The 15298-nt window shown below is 60.8% G+C and carries 14 protein-coding genes and 1 tRNA gene; 11 read left to right on the top strand and 4 right to left on the bottom strand.

Features of this window, described 5'->3' with window-relative positions; all coding sequences use genetic code 11:
- Window position 1: 1 nt before the first annotated feature.
- Complete coding sequence (locus tag HMPREF2708_RS04240; protein WP_070832711.1) at window positions 2–1027, bottom strand: prephenate dehydrogenase; 1026 nt, start codon at window positions 1025–1027, stop codon at window positions 2–4.
- Window positions 1028–1065: 38 nt separating this feature from the next.
- On the opposite strand from HMPREF2708_RS04240, the gene HMPREF2708_RS04235 reads away from it, so the two are divergent.
- From HMPREF2708_RS04235 to HMPREF2708_RS04225, 3 genes are all read left to right on the top strand, one after another.
- Entirely contained in the window at window positions 1066–1623 is a 558-nt protein-coding gene (locus HMPREF2708_RS04235) for a tRNA adenosine deaminase-associated protein (protein WP_070832708.1), read from the top strand.
- A complete protein-coding gene (gene tadA, locus HMPREF2708_RS04230) occupies window positions 1613–2179 on the top strand; it encodes a tRNA adenosine(34) deaminase TadA (protein WP_371326294.1) in 567 nt (188 codons plus the stop codon). The genes HMPREF2708_RS04235 and tadA overlap by 11 nt, the downstream gene beginning before the upstream one ends.
- A gap of 137 nt (window positions 2180–2316) precedes the next feature.
- Window positions 2317–2505, top strand: a complete 189-nt coding sequence (locus HMPREF2708_RS04225) for a CsbD family protein (protein ID WP_005510930.1) — start codon at window positions 2317–2319, stop codon at window positions 2503–2505.
- Window positions 2506–2614: 109 nt separating this feature from the next.
- Here the strand turns inward: HMPREF2708_RS04225 and HMPREF2708_RS04220 are convergent, their stop codons facing one another.
- A complete protein-coding gene (locus HMPREF2708_RS04220; protein ID WP_070603636.1) occupies window positions 2615–3595 on the bottom strand; it encodes a diaminopimelate dehydrogenase in 981 nt (326 codons plus the stop codon).
- A 276-nt stretch (window positions 3596–3871) separates the two neighbouring features.
- Here HMPREF2708_RS04220 and HMPREF2708_RS04215 point away from each other — a divergent pair.
- From HMPREF2708_RS04215 to HMPREF2708_RS04195, 5 genes are all read left to right on the top strand, one after another.
- Window positions 3872–3962: transfer RNA gene (locus HMPREF2708_RS04215), tRNA-Ser, on the top strand.
- Window positions 3963–4383: 421 nt separating this feature from the next.
- Window positions 4384–7437 (top strand): MMPL family transporter, encoded by a 3054-nt coding sequence (locus HMPREF2708_RS04210; RefSeq protein ID WP_070832703.1) that lies wholly within the window; start codon window positions 4384–4386, stop codon window positions 7435–7437.
- Window positions 7438–7498: 61 nt separating this feature from the next.
- Window positions 7499–8800 (top strand): tRNA guanosine(34) transglycosylase Tgt, encoded by a 1302-nt coding sequence (tgt, locus tag HMPREF2708_RS04205; protein WP_070832701.1) that lies wholly within the window; start codon window positions 7499–7501, stop codon window positions 8798–8800.
- A 194-nt stretch (window positions 8801–8994) separates the two neighbouring features.
- Complete coding sequence (locus HMPREF2708_RS04200; RefSeq protein WP_187404386.1) at window positions 8995–9957, top strand: ABC transporter ATP-binding protein; 963 nt, start codon at window positions 8995–8997, stop codon at window positions 9955–9957.
- Between the two features lie 13 nt (window positions 9958–9970).
- Entirely contained in the window at window positions 9971–10750 is a 780-nt protein-coding gene (locus tag HMPREF2708_RS04195) for an ABC transporter permease (RefSeq protein ID WP_070833116.1), read from the top strand.
- 62 nt (window positions 10751–10812) lie between these two features.
- Here the strand turns inward: HMPREF2708_RS04195 and HMPREF2708_RS04190 are convergent, their stop codons facing one another.
- The gene (locus HMPREF2708_RS04190) at window positions 10813–11589 is read right to left on the bottom strand and encodes a queuosine precursor transporter (RefSeq protein WP_070832695.1); all 777 of its coding nucleotides are present in this window, start codon (window positions 11587–11589) and stop codon (window positions 10813–10815) included.
- 22 nt (window positions 11590–11611) lie between these two features.
- The gene (locus tag HMPREF2708_RS04185; RefSeq protein ID WP_070832693.1) at window positions 11612–12304 is read right to left on the bottom strand and encodes an ArsR/SmtB family transcription factor; all 693 of its coding nucleotides are present in this window, start codon (window positions 12302–12304) and stop codon (window positions 11612–11614) included.
- Window positions 12305–12506: 202 nt separating this feature from the next.
- Here HMPREF2708_RS04185 and HMPREF2708_RS10865 point away from each other — a divergent pair, with 202 nt between their 5' ends.
- The 3 genes from HMPREF2708_RS10865 to HMPREF2708_RS04170 are packed head-to-tail and all read left to right on the top strand — an operon-like array spanning window position 12507 to window position 15246.
- On the top strand, window positions 12507–13799 hold the full coding sequence (locus HMPREF2708_RS10865) for an MFS transporter (RefSeq protein WP_168168099.1): 1293 nt from the start codon (window positions 12507–12509) through the stop codon (window positions 13797–13799).
- A 31-nt stretch (window positions 13800–13830) separates the two neighbouring features.
- A complete protein-coding gene (gene gluQRS / locus HMPREF2708_RS04175; RefSeq protein WP_070832691.1) occupies window positions 13831–14769 on the top strand; it encodes a tRNA glutamyl-Q(34) synthetase GluQRS in 939 nt (312 codons plus the stop codon).
- A gap of 24 nt (window positions 14770–14793) precedes the next feature.
- Entirely contained in the window at window positions 14794–15246 is a 453-nt protein-coding gene (locus HMPREF2708_RS04170) for a flavodoxin family protein (RefSeq protein WP_016421860.1), read from the top strand.
- The last annotated feature ends 52 nt before the right edge of the window (window positions 15247–15298 follow it).

Raw genomic sequence — 15298 nt, 5'->3', positions numbered from 1 at the left:
ACTAGAACACATCTACCTGCCCGCCGACGCTTTCGGCCAACTTCAACTGGTTAATCCAGTCGCCCTCGCCGACGCGCAGTCGGAAAATCGGGCGGTGAGCGGGGCGGGCCTCGTAGCGGACACGGGCAATCTGACCGGTTTTGGCCAGGTCCATAGCGGTTCCCTCGGTGGCCAACTGGGTGCGCGCGGCGGTGAGGCGCTCGATGACGTCGTCAAGCGCGGCGAGCACGGGTTCGGTGTTGTTCTCACACCAGGACATGACCATGTCGGGAGCAGCGGCGGCGACGCGGGTGCAGTCGCGGAAAGAGCCGGCCGCAAGCGAAATGGCCAGGGGGCCACCGGCTTCACCGGCGGCGGCAATTGCGTAGGCCGCCAGGTGCGGCATGTGGGAGATGCGGGCGACGCTGGCATCGTGGTGATCGCTCAGCGCTGGAATGAGCTGACTGCCAAGAGCTGCTCCCAAGTTGGCGACCTGCGAAAAGACTTCAATCCACCGCTCCGGGACGGGCCTTCCCGCAGCGTCGGCAGCAGCTGCCAGGTCGTAGGTGATGACCCAGGGGGCGCCGTCGAAAAGCCCTTCGAGCGTGGCGGACCAGCCCGCCTGTGCGGAACCCGCCATTGGGTGCGCGCCGACGAAGCGTTCCTCCATCCCGCGAGCGGAGACCTCGGCGGCGACGGCCGCCTTCACGGAGACCACATCCGTGATGCCACAGCTGGGGGCGTGCTCGTTGATCGTGTCGAGCATCGTGCCGACGACTGTCATGGGGGTGCCAATCACGATGAGCGCGCGGCTGGCCTCAGCGCGCTCGAGCGTGGCTTGAAGATCTGTACTGGCGTCGAATCCCTCCTTCGTGGCTTCCTCGACCGTCGGGGACGAGCGATTCCAACCGAAGCATTCGACGTTATGGGCCCGCAGATCGCGCATCATGGAGCCACCGATGAGGCCCAAACCGAGGATGCATACCGCGGGTAGTCGTGCAGCTGACAGGGAGGACGAAGCAGGGGAGGGGGACTCGAAATTGCTCACCTGACAAGCATGACATATAGCGACTAGCGTTGTGGGTTATGAGCACGACCTTTTCCGGAGGGTACACCTCCGATGACGACCGCTCCTTCGCGGTTGCGGTAACTATGGGGGAGCGCGGTTGGCGCGTCGTCGACCTCGGGGACGACGCCACCGATACGCTCGCTGACGCTGCACAGGCGCTGCGCAATCTGCGCTCGGAACGCGCCGCCGTCGGAATGCTCAATATCGACGATGACTACTTTATTCTCGTGCGCCAGGGCGTTGGGTCGCTGCGCGTTGTGCTTTCCGACGCCACCGCCGCCGTCACCGACGACATTGCGGCAGATGTGTTCGACGAGCTGGATCTGGACATCCCGGACCTCGACGAGGACGAGCTCGACGATGTCGACGCCTGGTCTGAAGGAGATATGGATATTCTCGCTGACCTGGGCTGTTCGGAGGAAGCCCTGGAGTCCATCTGTGACGATCAGTCGCTGTGGGCGTCCGAGCAGCTTCTGGCCATTGCCGAGGAGCTGGGGTGCGCCGAGGAGCTCGCCGATGTCGCCGACCTGGATTACGACGGCGACGATGACGATTACGACCCCTATGACGACTAACTCTGAGAAAGGTCATCTGACCGAGCGGCCAAGTGCCCTTGCGGCCAGCCAGCCAGCTGGTCGGCCAAGTGCTCTTCCCCGTCGCGAACAGGATATTCGTGACGAGGAGTGGATGCGCCTGGCTATCGCCGAAGCTGCTCACACGGCCCCCGGGGATGTGCCGGTGGGAGCTGTGGTCGTGGATGCCGAGGGCAAGGTTGTGGGCCGGGGTTCGAACCGTCGGGAAGCTGATGGTGATCCGCTTGCCCACGCCGAAGTCATTGCGTTGCGCGAGGCCACCCGCGCTGTTGGTGACGGCTGGCGGCTGGAGCAGTGCACGTTGGTCGTGACACTTGAGCCGTGCGTGATGTGCGCCGGCGCGTGCGTCATGGGGCGCGTGGGGCGCGTGGTCTTCGGCGCGTGGTCGCCCAAGACCGGCGCGTGCGGCTCTATCGCTGATGTCATCCGCGATCCCGCCCACGCCTTCACGCCACAGGTGCGCGGGGGTGTGCTTGCCGACGAATGCTCCGTTTACCTGCGGGAATTCTTCGAACGGCAACGGCAGTCGGAAGCGTGAGTGGAGTCACAGTTAGGTCACAATTCCCGCTGTGGCCGTGACGAGCCTTCATTTTCACGTACCGTCGGAAGTAGTGGGGCTGCTAGACGGTGGCTCTATAGAAACTAGATAAGTCGTTTACGTAGGAGGCTTACATAATGAGCGAGCTGCAGAACAAGGCCGACGAGTTGGGCGGCAAGGTTAAGGAAGCTGCTGGCGACGCCGTTGGCAACGACGACCTGGCAAACCAGGGCAAGGGCGAGCAGGCTGCGTCCAAGGTCAAGCAGGGTGCTGAGGACCTGAAGGACAAGGCTACTGAGACCCTGGGCAAGCTGACTGACAAGTAAAGCTTTTAGCTCTCGGGAAGAGACAACCCCAACCATTTCCGCTTTTGATATGCGGAGATGGTTGGGGTTCTTTGTGTTTCGATGGCCGGCTGTCAGTGCTGGGGGCTGGCTACAGCTTCTGAGCCACCAGGTCATCCAGTGGTTCGGCGGACAGTAGGTACGGGGCGATCTCGAAGACGGTACGGGCACCGGTCTCGCCAGCCTGCTTCAGGCGGTAGGCGGCGCGACCGTAGGCAACCTGGACGGCTGCAGTGAAGTCGGGGTTGCGCTCCAAATCGAGGCCGAACTCGATGACGTGACCGGAAGTGCCGGCCTGGCCACGGGTAATGACCTGGCCGCCGTGCGGCATGCCCTGGTGGTCGCGGTCGAACTCCTCTTCAGAGATGAAGTCCACGATGGTCTCGTAAGGGGCAAAGTAATCCGGCATGGTCACGATGGTTTCGCGAATCTGCTCCTTGAGCTTGGCGTCCTCGTCGGCGTTGCCCGTCTCTTCAGCGACGACGAAGCAGTGGCGCAAGTGGCACTCGTTGCCCTTCAGGTCTGCGCCCTCGCCCTTCTTTACAGCCTCGATGGCCTCCGGGTTTGGCTTGGTGTACTGGACACCCTTCTTCACTCCCGGCACGCGACGCACGGCATCGGAGTGGCCTTGCGACAGGCCCGGTCCCCAGAAGGTCATCTGGTCTGCGCCCGGCAGGATGGCAGCGCCCAGGACGCGGTTCAGGGAGAACAGGCCCGGATCCCAACCGGTCGAGATCATGGCGATGTTGTCACCCTCGCGGGCAGCGGCGTCCATGGCCGCGCGGTGCTTCGGAATCTCGTGGTGGTTGTCGTAGGTGTCGACCGTCGTAAAGTTCTTTGCTAGCTCAGGGGCCTGCTCCGGGACATCGGTGGCCGAGCCGAGGCACACGAACAGCACGTCTACCTCGTCCTTATACTTTTCGACATCTGCAGCCGGGAGCACGCGGGCCTCAGTGTCCAGCGAATCGCGACGGGAGAAAACACCGACGAGTTCCATATCCGGCTGGTCGGCAATGACCTTTTCGACGCTGCGGCCCAAGTTGCCGTAGCCGATGATGGCGGAACGAATCATGAGGGAGAACCCTTTCTGTGTGGCTGCACTTCTGTGTTTAAGTTTCTAGATTTCAAGCTACAGACTATTCCTTCATATCTCAGCGGGCGTTGGCCACCCCGAATAGCGCGGTCGTTTAAGTGGATGGTGCAGTAGATGGAGTGATTTGGGATGGCGGGGGTTGTGGTTCTGTGCGAACGGCTTGGCGAAGGACCGGCGGTGCCGACTGTGCGGACAGCTGAGCCCTCTGACCTGGGGATTTGGTAGATAAAGGGGCTACCTGTAACGTTTTCTAGCGGTGACGTGTCCGAGCGGCCGAAGGTGAAGCACTCGAAATGCTTTGTGCGGTAACCCCGTACCGAGGGTTCAAATCCCTCCGTCACCGCCAATAAAACCCCCGGTGGTTCCTTTAAGTAGGAGCCTCGGGGGTTTTGCATTTAATCGGCCCTGATTGCCTGAGTGTGGTGGGGAGAGGTGCCCGTCGTAAAGCGGTGAATGGTGAGGCACCCGACCTGGAGTGCCTAAATCACAAAAATAACATCAGTAACACACACCCCATTGTTCACGTTTATCCGGGAAGTCCGCTACTCTTAGCAAAAGTATTTCCGGTTTTTATGTCGTGCCCGCCCCCAATGACCATGTCAGCGCCAGAGTTGATGTTGGCCAATCCGGGGTGGTCGCTAGCATCGGAGTAGCGAAGAGGCTTCAAACTGCAGGTGGAGTCCGAGGGAGTGCGTGGTTAGCGCGAATTCGGGGAAGCGGCAGTTGGGGGCGGTCCAGGCGAATATTAGACGTAAGGGAAACTTGACATGGCAAAGGCCTTGTTCAAACTCGGCAGGTTCTCCTACCTGCATAAATGGACTGTGATCATCGCGTGGTTCCTGATTTTGGCGGGGCTGGGCGGTGCAGTTGCCGCATTCCAGAAGGGGTTCATCGACCAGTTCTCGATCCCCGGCATGCCGTCGGCAACGGCTTCGCACGTGATCGAGGAAAAGTTCCCCGATGTTCCGAACCCAATTCGAGAGCAGCGTATTTATGTCGCCTTCGAGGCCCCGGAGGGGCAGAGGCTCGATGACCCACAGAATAAAGAAGCTGTTGACCAGGTCATTAACGGCATCCGCGACAATGTCGGCCAAATCTCCGATGATTTGCAACTTCACAACCCGGTAGACCTCAATCCGAAGATGCAGGCGATGGTCAAGGAACAGGGCATGGCCGCCGGCCTGCCCAAGGATGTTGCCGAGGCCGACGCCAATGCCATGCGTACCGTGTCCGATGACGGTCGCTACGGTATTTCCACCTTCGTTTTCGATGCCAAGATGCCGCAGGATATCGAGCCGGAGAATATGCAGGCGCTTCTCGACGCAATGCAGGCCGGTCGTGACGCCGGTATCAAGGTCGAGGCCTCTGGCCCGGGCATGCAGCCTGCGATTGAGGTAGCTCCGACCTCGGAGATTATCGGTGTGACCGTGGCATTTATCGTGCTGGTTGTCACCTTCGGATCTCTGGTCGCTTCGTTCCTGCCAATTGTGACGGCGGTAGTGGGCATCATCATCGGTGTCTTCGGCGTGACATTGATGACCGCATTCACCGACGTCAACTCGATTACCCCGGTGCTTGCTGTCATGTTCGGCCTGGCTGTCGGTATTGACTACGCACTGTTCATCCTCTCTCGCTACAGGGCAGAAAGAGCCCGAGGGATGACCAACGAAGACGCCATCGGCATGGCTACCGGTACGGCTGGCTCCGCTGTGGTTTTCGCTGGCCTCACCGTGATTGTCGCCTTGGCAGCGCTGACGGTCGCCAAGGTGCCGTTCATGTCCCTGATGGGTATTTCGGCGGCAATTACGGTGGCCTTCACAGTGCTGGTCTCTCTGACCCTGCTGCCGGCAGTAATGTCTCTGCTGGGGGACAAGGTCTTCGCTGGTCGCGTGCCCGGTGTTGCTGGCAACCCCTCGCGTAATCCGCGCAAGGAACGTCGCTCTTCCTTCTTCGGTGAGATGACGATGGGGCGACGTTGGGTCACCTTTGTGCACAAGGCCCCAGGGTTGTTCTTGGTCGGCTGTATCGTCCTATTGTTGGCATTGGCCTACCCGGCCATGCACTTGAAGCTGGCGCTGCCGTCCGACTCTACTGCGGCTAAGGACAGCACGAACCGCAAGGCCATCACCATGATTGAAGAGGGCTTCGGCGCGGGACGTAATTCTCAGCTCATCATTGTTGCCAAGTCGGACGATGTGAAGCCCGATGCGCCGGTGCTCAAACCACTTATCGAGTCCCTGAGGCAGACCAACCCGGAACTCTCTGACATCGAGGCCGCCCGCAAGGCTTCCTATAGTTACGCTGTCGACCAGTTCAAATCCAACATCGGTGTCGAGCACATCCAGATGATTGGCATGAATCATGACGGCACTGCGGTCAAGATGATTATGACCCCGAAGTCGGGTCCACTCGATCCCGCGACCAAGCAGCTGATGAACGCGGTGCGCGATCAGCAGAAGCAGATTGAGCAGACCACCGGCCTATTCACCGGTGTCACTGGCCTGGTTCCTATTGAAATTGACATCACCGACCGCCTCCAGGGCGCAATGCCGCTCTACTTGGGCGTTGTCGTGGGTCTGGCAGTGATCCTGCTGCTGATGATTTTCCGTTCCCTGATGGTGCCGTTGACTGCGGGTGTGGGCTTCTTGCTCTCTGTCGCAGCCGCATTCGGTGTCACAGTGGCATTTTTCCAGGACGGCCTCTGGGGTGTGATTAGCACTCCGGGTCCGCTGGTCAGCTTTGTGCCAATCTTCCTCATCGGTGTGACGTTCGGTTTGGCCATGGACTATCAGGTCTTCCTGGTTTCCCGCATGCGCGAGCATTACACCCACAACAAGGGTGAATCCTCACCAGAGTCGAAGTACAACGCGGTCGAAGAATCGGTCGTTGAGGGCTTTACGCTCGGCGCTCGTGTGGTCACTGCCGCTGCGATTATTATGATCTCCGTCTTCGCAGCGTTCGCCGGGCAGCCCCTGGCGATTATTAAGGTCTTCGGTTTCGCGCTGGGTGCCGCAGTGCTTTTCGACGCCTTCGTTATTCGCATGACGTTCATCCCGGCATCTATGTTCCTGCTTGGCCGCGCTACGTGGTACATGCCGAAGTGGCTGGACAAGGTGTTGCCTTCTGTAGATGTCGAAGGCTCTGCCCTGGAAGAGGTTTCCGAGGAGCTGGTGGAGAAGGGCCGCCGTGAGCGTATGGCCCGCGGTGAGTCCCTGCTGCCCGAAAGCGAAGGCGCTGGGCGTGGCTTTGGCGACACGGACGCTGACGAGGACGAAACAGACGGTGCCGATGGTGAAGTCGGTGCTGGTGCAGCCGGTGCGGCGGGCGCAGCGGGCGCAGCAGGTGGTACCGCTGTGGCGGTTGCGACCAAGAAGCGTAACCGCTGGATTCCGAAGCGGAAGAAGGCAAAGCTGGAAGAGCTCGAGCCCGCTGACCAGGCCGAGCAGGCCGAACAGCCGGAGCGCTCTGACCAGGCTGAGCAGGCCGAACCGTCCGCCCCGACGGCACCAGCTGAGCCGGAGCAGCCGGAGCAGGCAGAGCAGCCGGAGCAGCCGGAGCAGGCAGAGCCGACCGAACAGCTCATGCAGGCAGCGCCAGCTGAACCCGCTCAGCAGCCGGAACAGCCCGCCCAGCCGAACCCGGAAAATGCCAAGGACATCGAGGTTCGCCCGTACTACAGCCCGGCTCGCAAGCGGAAGAAGATTACGGTTGCGGAACTGATGAAGCGCGAAGGACTCGAAGAGGAAGCGCCACGTCGTAGCCGTGCCGTGTGGGACCCGGAAAACGCTGACCAACCCGAGGAAAACGACAGCGCTGAGTAACTTGCGAATAGCACCCAGGTAACCTCAAGGCATTAGCACTGGACCACAACCAAGGAGCTTCATGTCGCAGTCGAGGACGACGGGCTTTGACGTCGTAAAGCAAATCGAAGGCGCGCGCGGACGTGCTGGCACCATCCACACCCCGCATGGCGATATTGCTACGCCGGCGTTCATCCCGGTCGGCACGAAGGCGACCGTGAAGACACTCACGCCCGAGCAGGTGCGATCCACCGGCGCGCAGGCGATGCTGTCGAATGCGTACCACCTGTACTTGCAGCCCGGCGAGGAAATCGTCGACCAGGCCGGCGGATTGGCTAAGTTCTCCAACTGGAACGGTCCGACGTTCACCGACTCCGGCGGATTCCAGGTGCTCAGCCTCGGCGCGGGCTTTAAAAAGACCCTCGCGATGGACGTCACCGGCATGCAGAAAGACGACATCGTCGCCGAGGGCAAAGAGCGCAACGCGTTCGTCGATGAGGACGGCGTGACTTTCCGCTCGCACATCGATGGCTCCGAGCACCGCTTCACGCCGGAGGTGTCCATGCGCATTCAGCATGCGCTGGGCGCTGACATCATGATGGCATTTGACGAGCTCACCACGCTCATGAACACCCGCGGCTACCAGGAGGCATCCGTCGAGCGCACGCACCGCTGGGCACGCCGTTGCCTGGAGGCTCACAACGAGCTGACAGTTTCACGCGGTCAGGTCGACGGGCACGTCCATTCGCTTGACGACGGCCAGTTGCCCATCCAGCAGTTATTCGGTGTCGTCCAGGGTGCGCAGTACGAAGACCTGCGCCGCAAGGCCGCCCGCGGGCTAGTCGAGCTCTCCCGCGAGTTCGAGGACGCCGGCCAGCTCGGCTTCCACGGCTATGGCATTGGTGGGGCGATTGAGAAGCAGAATCTGGGCCTGATCTGCGGTTGGGTCAACGACGAGCTCCCCGACGACCGCGCCCGCCACCTACTGGGAATCTCCGAACCGGACGATATTTTCGCCGCTGTCGAGGCCGGTGCCGACACCTTTGACTGTGTGGCTCCGACCAGGCTTGCCCGCCGAGGTGGTGTGTACACGCTCGATGGCCGGATGACCTTGACCAATGCCCGCTTCAAGAACGACTTCCGCCCCGTAGATGCGGAGGTGCCCTCCTACACTTCGCTGAATTACTCCCGGGCCTACCTGCATCATCTGTTGAAGGCCAAGGAGTACCTGGCCGGCACGCTGTGCACGATTCACAACCTGTATTTCATGGTGCAGCTGGTGGAGAACATTCGCGCTGCGATCCTGGAGGACCGGTTCTTCGAGTATCGCGATGAGTTCATGGGCCGCTACTACGCCAATGGCGGCCGCGCGGTGGGGAATTAGGGGCTTGGCTCGGTGGGGCTCCCTCCCTTGCGCACTTCACGACACCTACGTCACCTCGTGCCAGCTGTGGAGGTGGCATGAGGTGACACTCGTGTCGTGAAGTGGAGATGGGGGCGGGGACTGGAGATGGGGGCGGGGCGGGGAGCAGAAAACTAGACCTAGCACTACTGCGAGAGCTCATCACAACCGGCATCATGGAGGGCATGATCACGGTTGAACGACTCAGCAAGAAGTACGGCTCGAAATTAGCCGTCGATGACCTGTCCTTCACCGTTCCCGACGGTGTAGTGACAGGTTTTCTCGGCCCAAACGGCTCCGGCAAGTCCACCACCATGCGCTGCATGCTGGGCCTCGACGCCCCGACCACGGGCCAGGCCTTGTTCACCGGGACGGATTCACAGGGCAACACCTACAGCAACCAGCCCTTTTCCACGCTGAAGAATAAGCCCAGCGTCGCGGGCGCAATCCTGGATGCGACGTGGCACAACAAGGCTCGTTCGGGCCGTGCTCATCTGCGGGCCCTCGCCCGCGGCGCCGGTATCCCCGACACCCGCGTGGAGGAGTGCCTCGAGCAGGTCGGCATGACCGAGGCCGCGAAGGACAAGGTCGGCGGCTATTCGCTGGGTATGAAGCAGCGTCTGGGAGTGGCGGCGGCTCTGCTCGGCAAGCCGCAGCATCTGATCCTGGATGAGCCGGTCAACGGCCTCGACCCGGAAGGCGTCTCGTGGATGCGCCACACCATCAAGGCCCTGGCCGCACAGGGCTGTGCGGTCCTCGTGTCATCGCACCTCCTTTCCGAGATGCAGCTCACGGCCGACCGCATCGTCGTCATCGGTCGCGGCCGCATGATCGGCGAGTACAGCATGGACGAATTCCTCTCCGACGGCACGGTCATTGAAGTTGAGGTCGATGATCCCGCTCGGCTGCTGCAGGCGTTGGGGCCGGTGGCGCGTGGGGTTGACGTCGATAAGCAATTGCGCATTCCGCTTTACGACGGCATCAGCGAGCAGCAACTCCGCCGCGACATTGCGGCCGCTGCTCTGCGTGAGGGGCTGCTCGTGACGCGGTTGCACACGAAGCGCGACAACCTGGAGGAGAAGTTCCTGGCTGCGACCCAGGAATCGCAGGAGTACCGCGCGCAGGCGATTGGGCAGTAGGGGAGTGACTGAGATGAGTTTTGGAAACGCTTTGCGGTCGGAATGGACGAAGCTAACCAGCCTGCGCGGTACGTGGGTGTATGTGGTGTTGTTGGTGGGCTCGATAGCTGGGCCGATGGTGGCTTTCAGTATGGCGGCGGACGTTGGTGCGACCGCTGATTGGGAATTGCTGCTGTTGGGGACGGTGATCTTCAACATGATCGTGATTGCCTTTGGCGGTTCCACCTTGGCGGGTGAATACAACGATCAGATGAATGCCCATGCGTTCTTGACGCAGGACCGAAGGAGCCTGTGGCTGTCCGCGCGGATGACGCTGACGCTTGTGTTGATTGCTGTCTGTTGGGTCATCGGTGTGGCGCTTGCTTGGTTATCGGTGACGGTGTCCCCGCGCGTGGAGTTCAAGGGCGGTGACGCTGCCCCGGACATTCTCGCCGGAGTGCTTGGCTTCGTCGTGTTTGGGCTGATTGCGATGTCGCTGGGAGTGTTGACGCGCTCGCGCGTGGCCGCTGTCGCTATTCCGCTGGTGTGGATTCTGGTGGTGGAAAGCATGCTGGAGTTCGCGGCGCTGGCGTATGCGATTTTCCGGCCACTGTGGTTGGTCACGCCGGGGGCGCGCATTCAGCAGTTGTCAACGCAGCTGGGCGGTGTGATGACAAATCCGGAGAATCCACGCCTCGGGTTTGAAGCTGGCATGACGCAGCCGATGTGGTTCAACATCGTGGTGCTGGTGGCCTGGATCGTTGTGGCTGTTGGCGTTGCTCATTGGGCCAATGCCAAGCGGGACGTGAAGTAGAAAAACAAAAAGTGCCGCGACTACTCGCATCTCAGGCGAGGTCGCGGCACTTTTTTTCGTCGTTAAGCGGGAACGTGCGTGTCGTAGTAGCCTTCGCTGCGCTTGACCCACGCGATGACGGCGTAGGTGATTGGCATGACTACGATTTCGACGGCGGTCTTCCAGATGAAGCCGACGATGACGTAGTTGACGAAGGTGCCCCAGGTGTCGATGCCGATTGCGGTGGCGGCGATGGAGCAGAAGATGAGCGTATCGACGAACTCACCAACCACAGTCGAGCCCATCAGGCGCGCCCAGAGAGCCTTTTCGCCAGTGCGCTTCTTAATGGCGTTGAGCGACCAGGCGTTGAGTAGCTGACCGACGACATAACCGGCCAGACCTGCGAGAACTAGCTGCGGGACGGTGCCAAGGACGGTGGCGAATGCTTCCTGGTTTTCGTACCACGGTGCCGCCGGGAGCTTGATGGCGGCAAAGAAGCAGAGCATTGCGCCGGCGAGGATGGCGAAACCGGTCCACACGGTGCGGCGGGTGGCTTTGTAGCCGTAGCACTCGGAAAGCACGTCGCCGATGACGTAGCTCAAGGGGAAGAGGAAGAAGGCACCGTCGGTGGCCAGGCCGAAGATTTCCACGCCCTTGGTGGCGGTGATGTTGGAGACAATCAGCACGCCAATGAAAATGGCCGTGAACATCGGGTACAGCGATTTCGGTACCGGGATGTGGCGTGGCGTGGTTGCTGTGGATTCGGACTTAGTTGCGTTCTCGGGCGCGTGCGAGGTGCTCACAGCGGCAGCCTCGGCGTTGCCCGGCCCAGACTTGGGCAGGTTTTCGTTATTTGTCACGGGAGGGAATGTTACCTGCCGGCTAGGGCTCCAAGCGAGTGCCGATGAAGTCTTCGAGGCCGACTTTGCCTTCTGCCGTGAGTTCGAGTCCGCGGGAGTCGGGTATCGGCTTCAACCAACCCTTTGAAATGAGGCCACGCAGGAGCGCTGCGCCGAGCGATCCGGCCAGGTGAGAATCGGCGTGTGTCCAGTCCTTGCAGAGGAACGCTGTCTTCCTGCTTGCGTCGAGGCTGGATAGGCCAGTGCCGAGGTAGGCGAAGCATTTCTCGGCGTTGGGGCCAAAGGTGACGTCCCCGGCGTCGGTGATGAGTGCTTCTTTGGCGAACAGAGCCCGAGTGAGTTGTACTCCGAGAGATCCTGCTAGGTGGTCGTAGCAAGACCGGGCGAAGGTAACTGCTGGTTGGTGCTCTGGGATGGGTGCGGCAGTGTCGGCGCCGGCAGCCTGGAAAAGATTGGCAATTACCTGGCGTATTGAGGGGTTAGCGATGGAGTAGGTCGCGCTCTTCCCCTGTCGCTCGACATCGACGATTTCGGCTTCGCGGAGGCGTCGAAGATTGTTGGACAGCGTCGATTCTGCGATGTTGGTGGACTCGGCGAGGCTGCGCACGCGAGTGGGACCATTTTTGAGAAGGTACTCCAGGATTGCCAGGCGCACGGGAGACGAGCATTCCGCAGCGATTGCGGCTGCCTGCTCGAAGTACGTGGGCTGTTTCATGGTGTTAGCGAATCACTTTGCGGTGTTTGAAGCAAGTGGCGGCGCGCGAAATGGTGGGCTGAACTGGCTTTTTAGGGTTTGTTTGGGCGTGTCGACGTAAGGTGCTGCGGGGTTAGTTCTGTCGAAAGTCTAGTCATCCAAACCATTTTGTGAAAACATACTTTCTATAACCCGAAAGTATGAACTGGACGGAGGGATGGAGATGACAGGTACGGCATGTACGGCAGGTGGCGCTGACGCGAAGGCTGCGAGTACGGCAGATGCTGCTGATACTCGAGCGAACGCTATGAAGGCTGCGGGCGCTACAAAAACCGCCGACGTCCGAGATGGAGCAGCGCTCGCGCTGGGGCTGGTCATCGTAGTGATTGGCAGCACGATGCCTTCCGGACTATATGCCGTCTATCAGCGCGACTGGGGGCTGAGCACCGATAAAACAGTGGTGGTTTTTGCCTGCTACGCAGTAGGGGTCATCGTTACGCTGACCTATGGCCATTTGTCGGATTCACTCGGGCGAAAACCCATCGCGCTTACCAGCATGGCGCTGTCCCTGGTCTCAACGCTGATGTTCTTGGCAGCGGCGCTGGTCGATTCACATGAGGCCGTCTTATATCTCGCGCGAATTGTGTCGGGCTTTTCCGTAGGGTTAGCAACCGGCTCTTTTACTGCCTTATTGCAGGAAAAATTGTTCACGCAGATTGGTGCCCTCACAAGCACGGTTGCTGTCTCCGGGGCATTGGCTTTGGGGCCGTTGGCCTCGGCTGTGGTGGCACAGTTTTCATCGTCGCCACTGCAGATGCCGTACTGGATTTACGCAGCGTTGACCGTGGTGTCGATGGTTGGTGTCGCCCGCGTGCGGGAGCGTAGCTGCGAGAGAAATTCGGTGAGCTGGCGGCCGCAGTTTGGTGTGGCTCGGGATGTGATTCGAGTTTTCATTCCGGGAGCGTTAGCGATTGGTTGTGCGTATGGAGTCAACGGTCTCTTCCAGTCCGTAGTCCCGCTGGCTGCGAAGGATATGGGCTTCGATACGCAGCTAAAGATTGCGTCGATTACAGCTTTGATGCTTGGAGTATCAGCAGTGACTCAGGTGATGCTCGGGCGGAGGGCGCAGCGGGTCTCGTATCCGGTGGGCTTGGTGATTCTCGCGCTCGGGTTGGGTGGTGCAACAGTGAGTTTGCTTAGCTCAAATGCTGTTTTGCTGATTATCGCAACCGTTATCTGTGGTGTTGGCCAAGGGGTCTCTTTCAAGTATTCGCTGCTGCGGGTTTCGGAAGCGGCACGTGGAAAGAACCTTGCTGCGACCGTTTCCAGCTACTACATCGTGGGCTACGTGGGAACGGCAGTTGGCCCGCTCGCGGCGGGTCTGAGTGGCGGAAGTAGTGCAGTGGTTGGAATTGTGTGTATCGCATTCGCAGCGCTATCCGTTGCGGTTGCAGTCGCGGGTAGTCGGCAAGCTGCGAAAGCCACGACAGCTACGGAAACTACGGCAGCAACGTAGAGCGCGCGCAACATTAACTACCGTTGTAACCATGTCGACTAATTCAATCACCGGCCGCTACGCCCCTTCGCCGACCGGTCGGCTGCACCTGGGAAACCTGCGCACCGCAGTGTTGGCCTGGGCGCACGCCCGCGCGCAGGGCGGTCGCTTCATCGTGCGTATCGAGGACATCGACCGCCAGCGCTCCCGCCCCGAGTATGAGGCGCAGCAGCTCGCCGATCTCGAGGCCATCGGCATCGACTGGGATGGCACGCCGGTCCGCCAGTCCGAACGCTCTGACCTGTATGAATCCGCGCTCGCCGACCTCACGCAACGCGGCCTGACCTACCCGTGCTTCTGCACGCGCCGCGAAATCCTCGCCGCCTCCTCCGCGCCCCATGGCGTGCCGGGGCAGTATCCCGGTACGTGTCGTTCGCTTGACGACGAGCACCTCGCCGCGAAGAAGGCCGAATTTGCGGCGGCGGGGAGAAGGCCGTCGATACGCCTGAAATCGCAGGTGCGTAAGGGGACTGCGGTCGATGAGCTGCACGGCGAGATCACCGCCCCGATCGATGACTTTGTCCTTCAGCGTGCCGATGGCATGTGGGCCTACAACCTCGCGGTCGTCGTCGATGATGCCGAGCAGGGTGTGACCGAGGTTGTGCGTGGCGATGATCTGATGTCCTCCGCACCGCGCCAGACGTACTTGGCTGGTCTTTTGGGGTATGCCGCACCTTCGTTCGTGCACGTTCCATTGGTGGTGAACTCTGAAGGACGGCGACTGTCCAAGCGTGATGGTGACGTGACTCTCGGCGAGGTGCCCGTGGGTGCAGCGCAGCAGTGGATTCTGGATTCGCTCGGTGGCGGTAACGGTAGTGATGGTGGCGATGGTAGTGATGGTGGCGGGAGTCTAGAGCTCGACTCCATTGCCGACCTCCCGGAGGCCCTGCGTGCGGGTCTGGAAATTCCGCGCGAACAGGTGATTTTCTAGGGGCCGCTTCGTTACCCTCGGGGCATGCCTACTCTTCTTGTCGTCCACCATTCCCCGACCCCGCTTCTACAGGAAGTGTTAAGCCATGCGCTCGAGGGGGCCAACGACCCCGCGCTAGAGGGCGTGGATGTCAAGGTCGTCGAGGCTCTCGACGCCACCATCGACGACCTGACCAGCGCCGACGCCATCCTGCTCGGCACCTCCGCCAACTTCGGCTACATCTCCGGCGCGCTCAAGCACTTCTTCGACACCACCTTCCGGGAGGCTCAGGAAGTCACCAAGGGGCTGCCATTTTCCTACTGGATCCGCGGCGGCTTCGACACCACCGGCGCGGAAAATGCCATGAAAACCATCACGACCGGCTACAAGTGGGAGCTTGCGGCCGAGCCGGTCGTGTTCGTCGGTTCGCTTGACGACGACATCTCCGACCGCCTGGTAAATCTAGGTGGCACCATGGCTGCCCAAATTTTGGGCTGATTGAAGATTTAGTGTCGGAGCCGTGAAATAATGGCCTGGTGAAAAATTTTGG

The organism is Corynebacterium sp. HMSC073H12 (genome assembly GCF_001837775.1).
Classification (GTDB): Bacteria; Actinomycetota; Actinomycetes; order Mycobacteriales; family Mycobacteriaceae; genus Corynebacterium; species Corynebacterium amycolatum.
Note: the sequence above shows the minus strand (reverse complement) of the source record. Positions and strands in the feature narration are given on the sequence as shown.

Coding starts and splice junctions, on each gene's coding strand:
- HMPREF2708_RS04210 (WP_070832703.1), top strand. CDS start 4,384: ATGGCAAAGGCCTTGTTCAAACTCGGCAGGTTCTCCTACCTGCATAAA.
- gluQRS (WP_070832691.1), top strand. CDS start 13,831: ATGTCGACTAATTCAATCACCGGCCGCTACGCCCCTTCGCCGACCGGT.
- HMPREF2708_RS04225 (WP_005510930.1), top strand. CDS start 2,317: ATGAGCGAGCTGCAGAACAAGGCCGACGAGTTGGGCGGCAAGGTTAAG.
- HMPREF2708_RS04200 (WP_187404386.1), top strand. CDS start 8,995: ATGGAGGGCATGATCACGGTTGAACGACTCAGCAAGAAGTACGGCTCG.
- HMPREF2708_RS04170 (WP_016421860.1), top strand. CDS start 14,794: ATGCCTACTCTTCTTGTCGTCCACCATTCCCCGACCCCGCTTCTACAG.
- HMPREF2708_RS10865 (WP_168168099.1), top strand. CDS start 12,507: ATGACAGGTACGGCATGTACGGCAGGTGGCGCTGACGCGAAGGCTGCG.
- HMPREF2708_RS04220 (WP_070603636.1), bottom strand. CDS start 3,595: ATGATTCGTTCCGCCATCATCGGCTACGGCAACTTGGGCCGCAGCGTC.
- HMPREF2708_RS04235 (WP_070832708.1), top strand. CDS start 1,066: ATGAGCACGACCTTTTCCGGAGGGTACACCTCCGATGACGACCGCTCC.
- tgt (WP_070832701.1), top strand. CDS start 7,499: ATGTCGCAGTCGAGGACGACGGGCTTTGACGTCGTAAAGCAAATCGAA.
- HMPREF2708_RS04185 (WP_070832693.1), bottom strand. CDS start 12,304: ATGAAACAGCCCACGTACTTCGAGCAGGCAGCCGCAATCGCTGCGGAA.
- tadA (WP_371326294.1), top strand. CDS start 1,613: ATGACGACTAACTCTGAGAAAGGTCATCTGACCGAGCGGCCAAGTGCC.
- HMPREF2708_RS04195 (WP_070833116.1), top strand. CDS start 9,971: ATGAGTTTTGGAAACGCTTTGCGGTCGGAATGGACGAAGCTAACCAGC.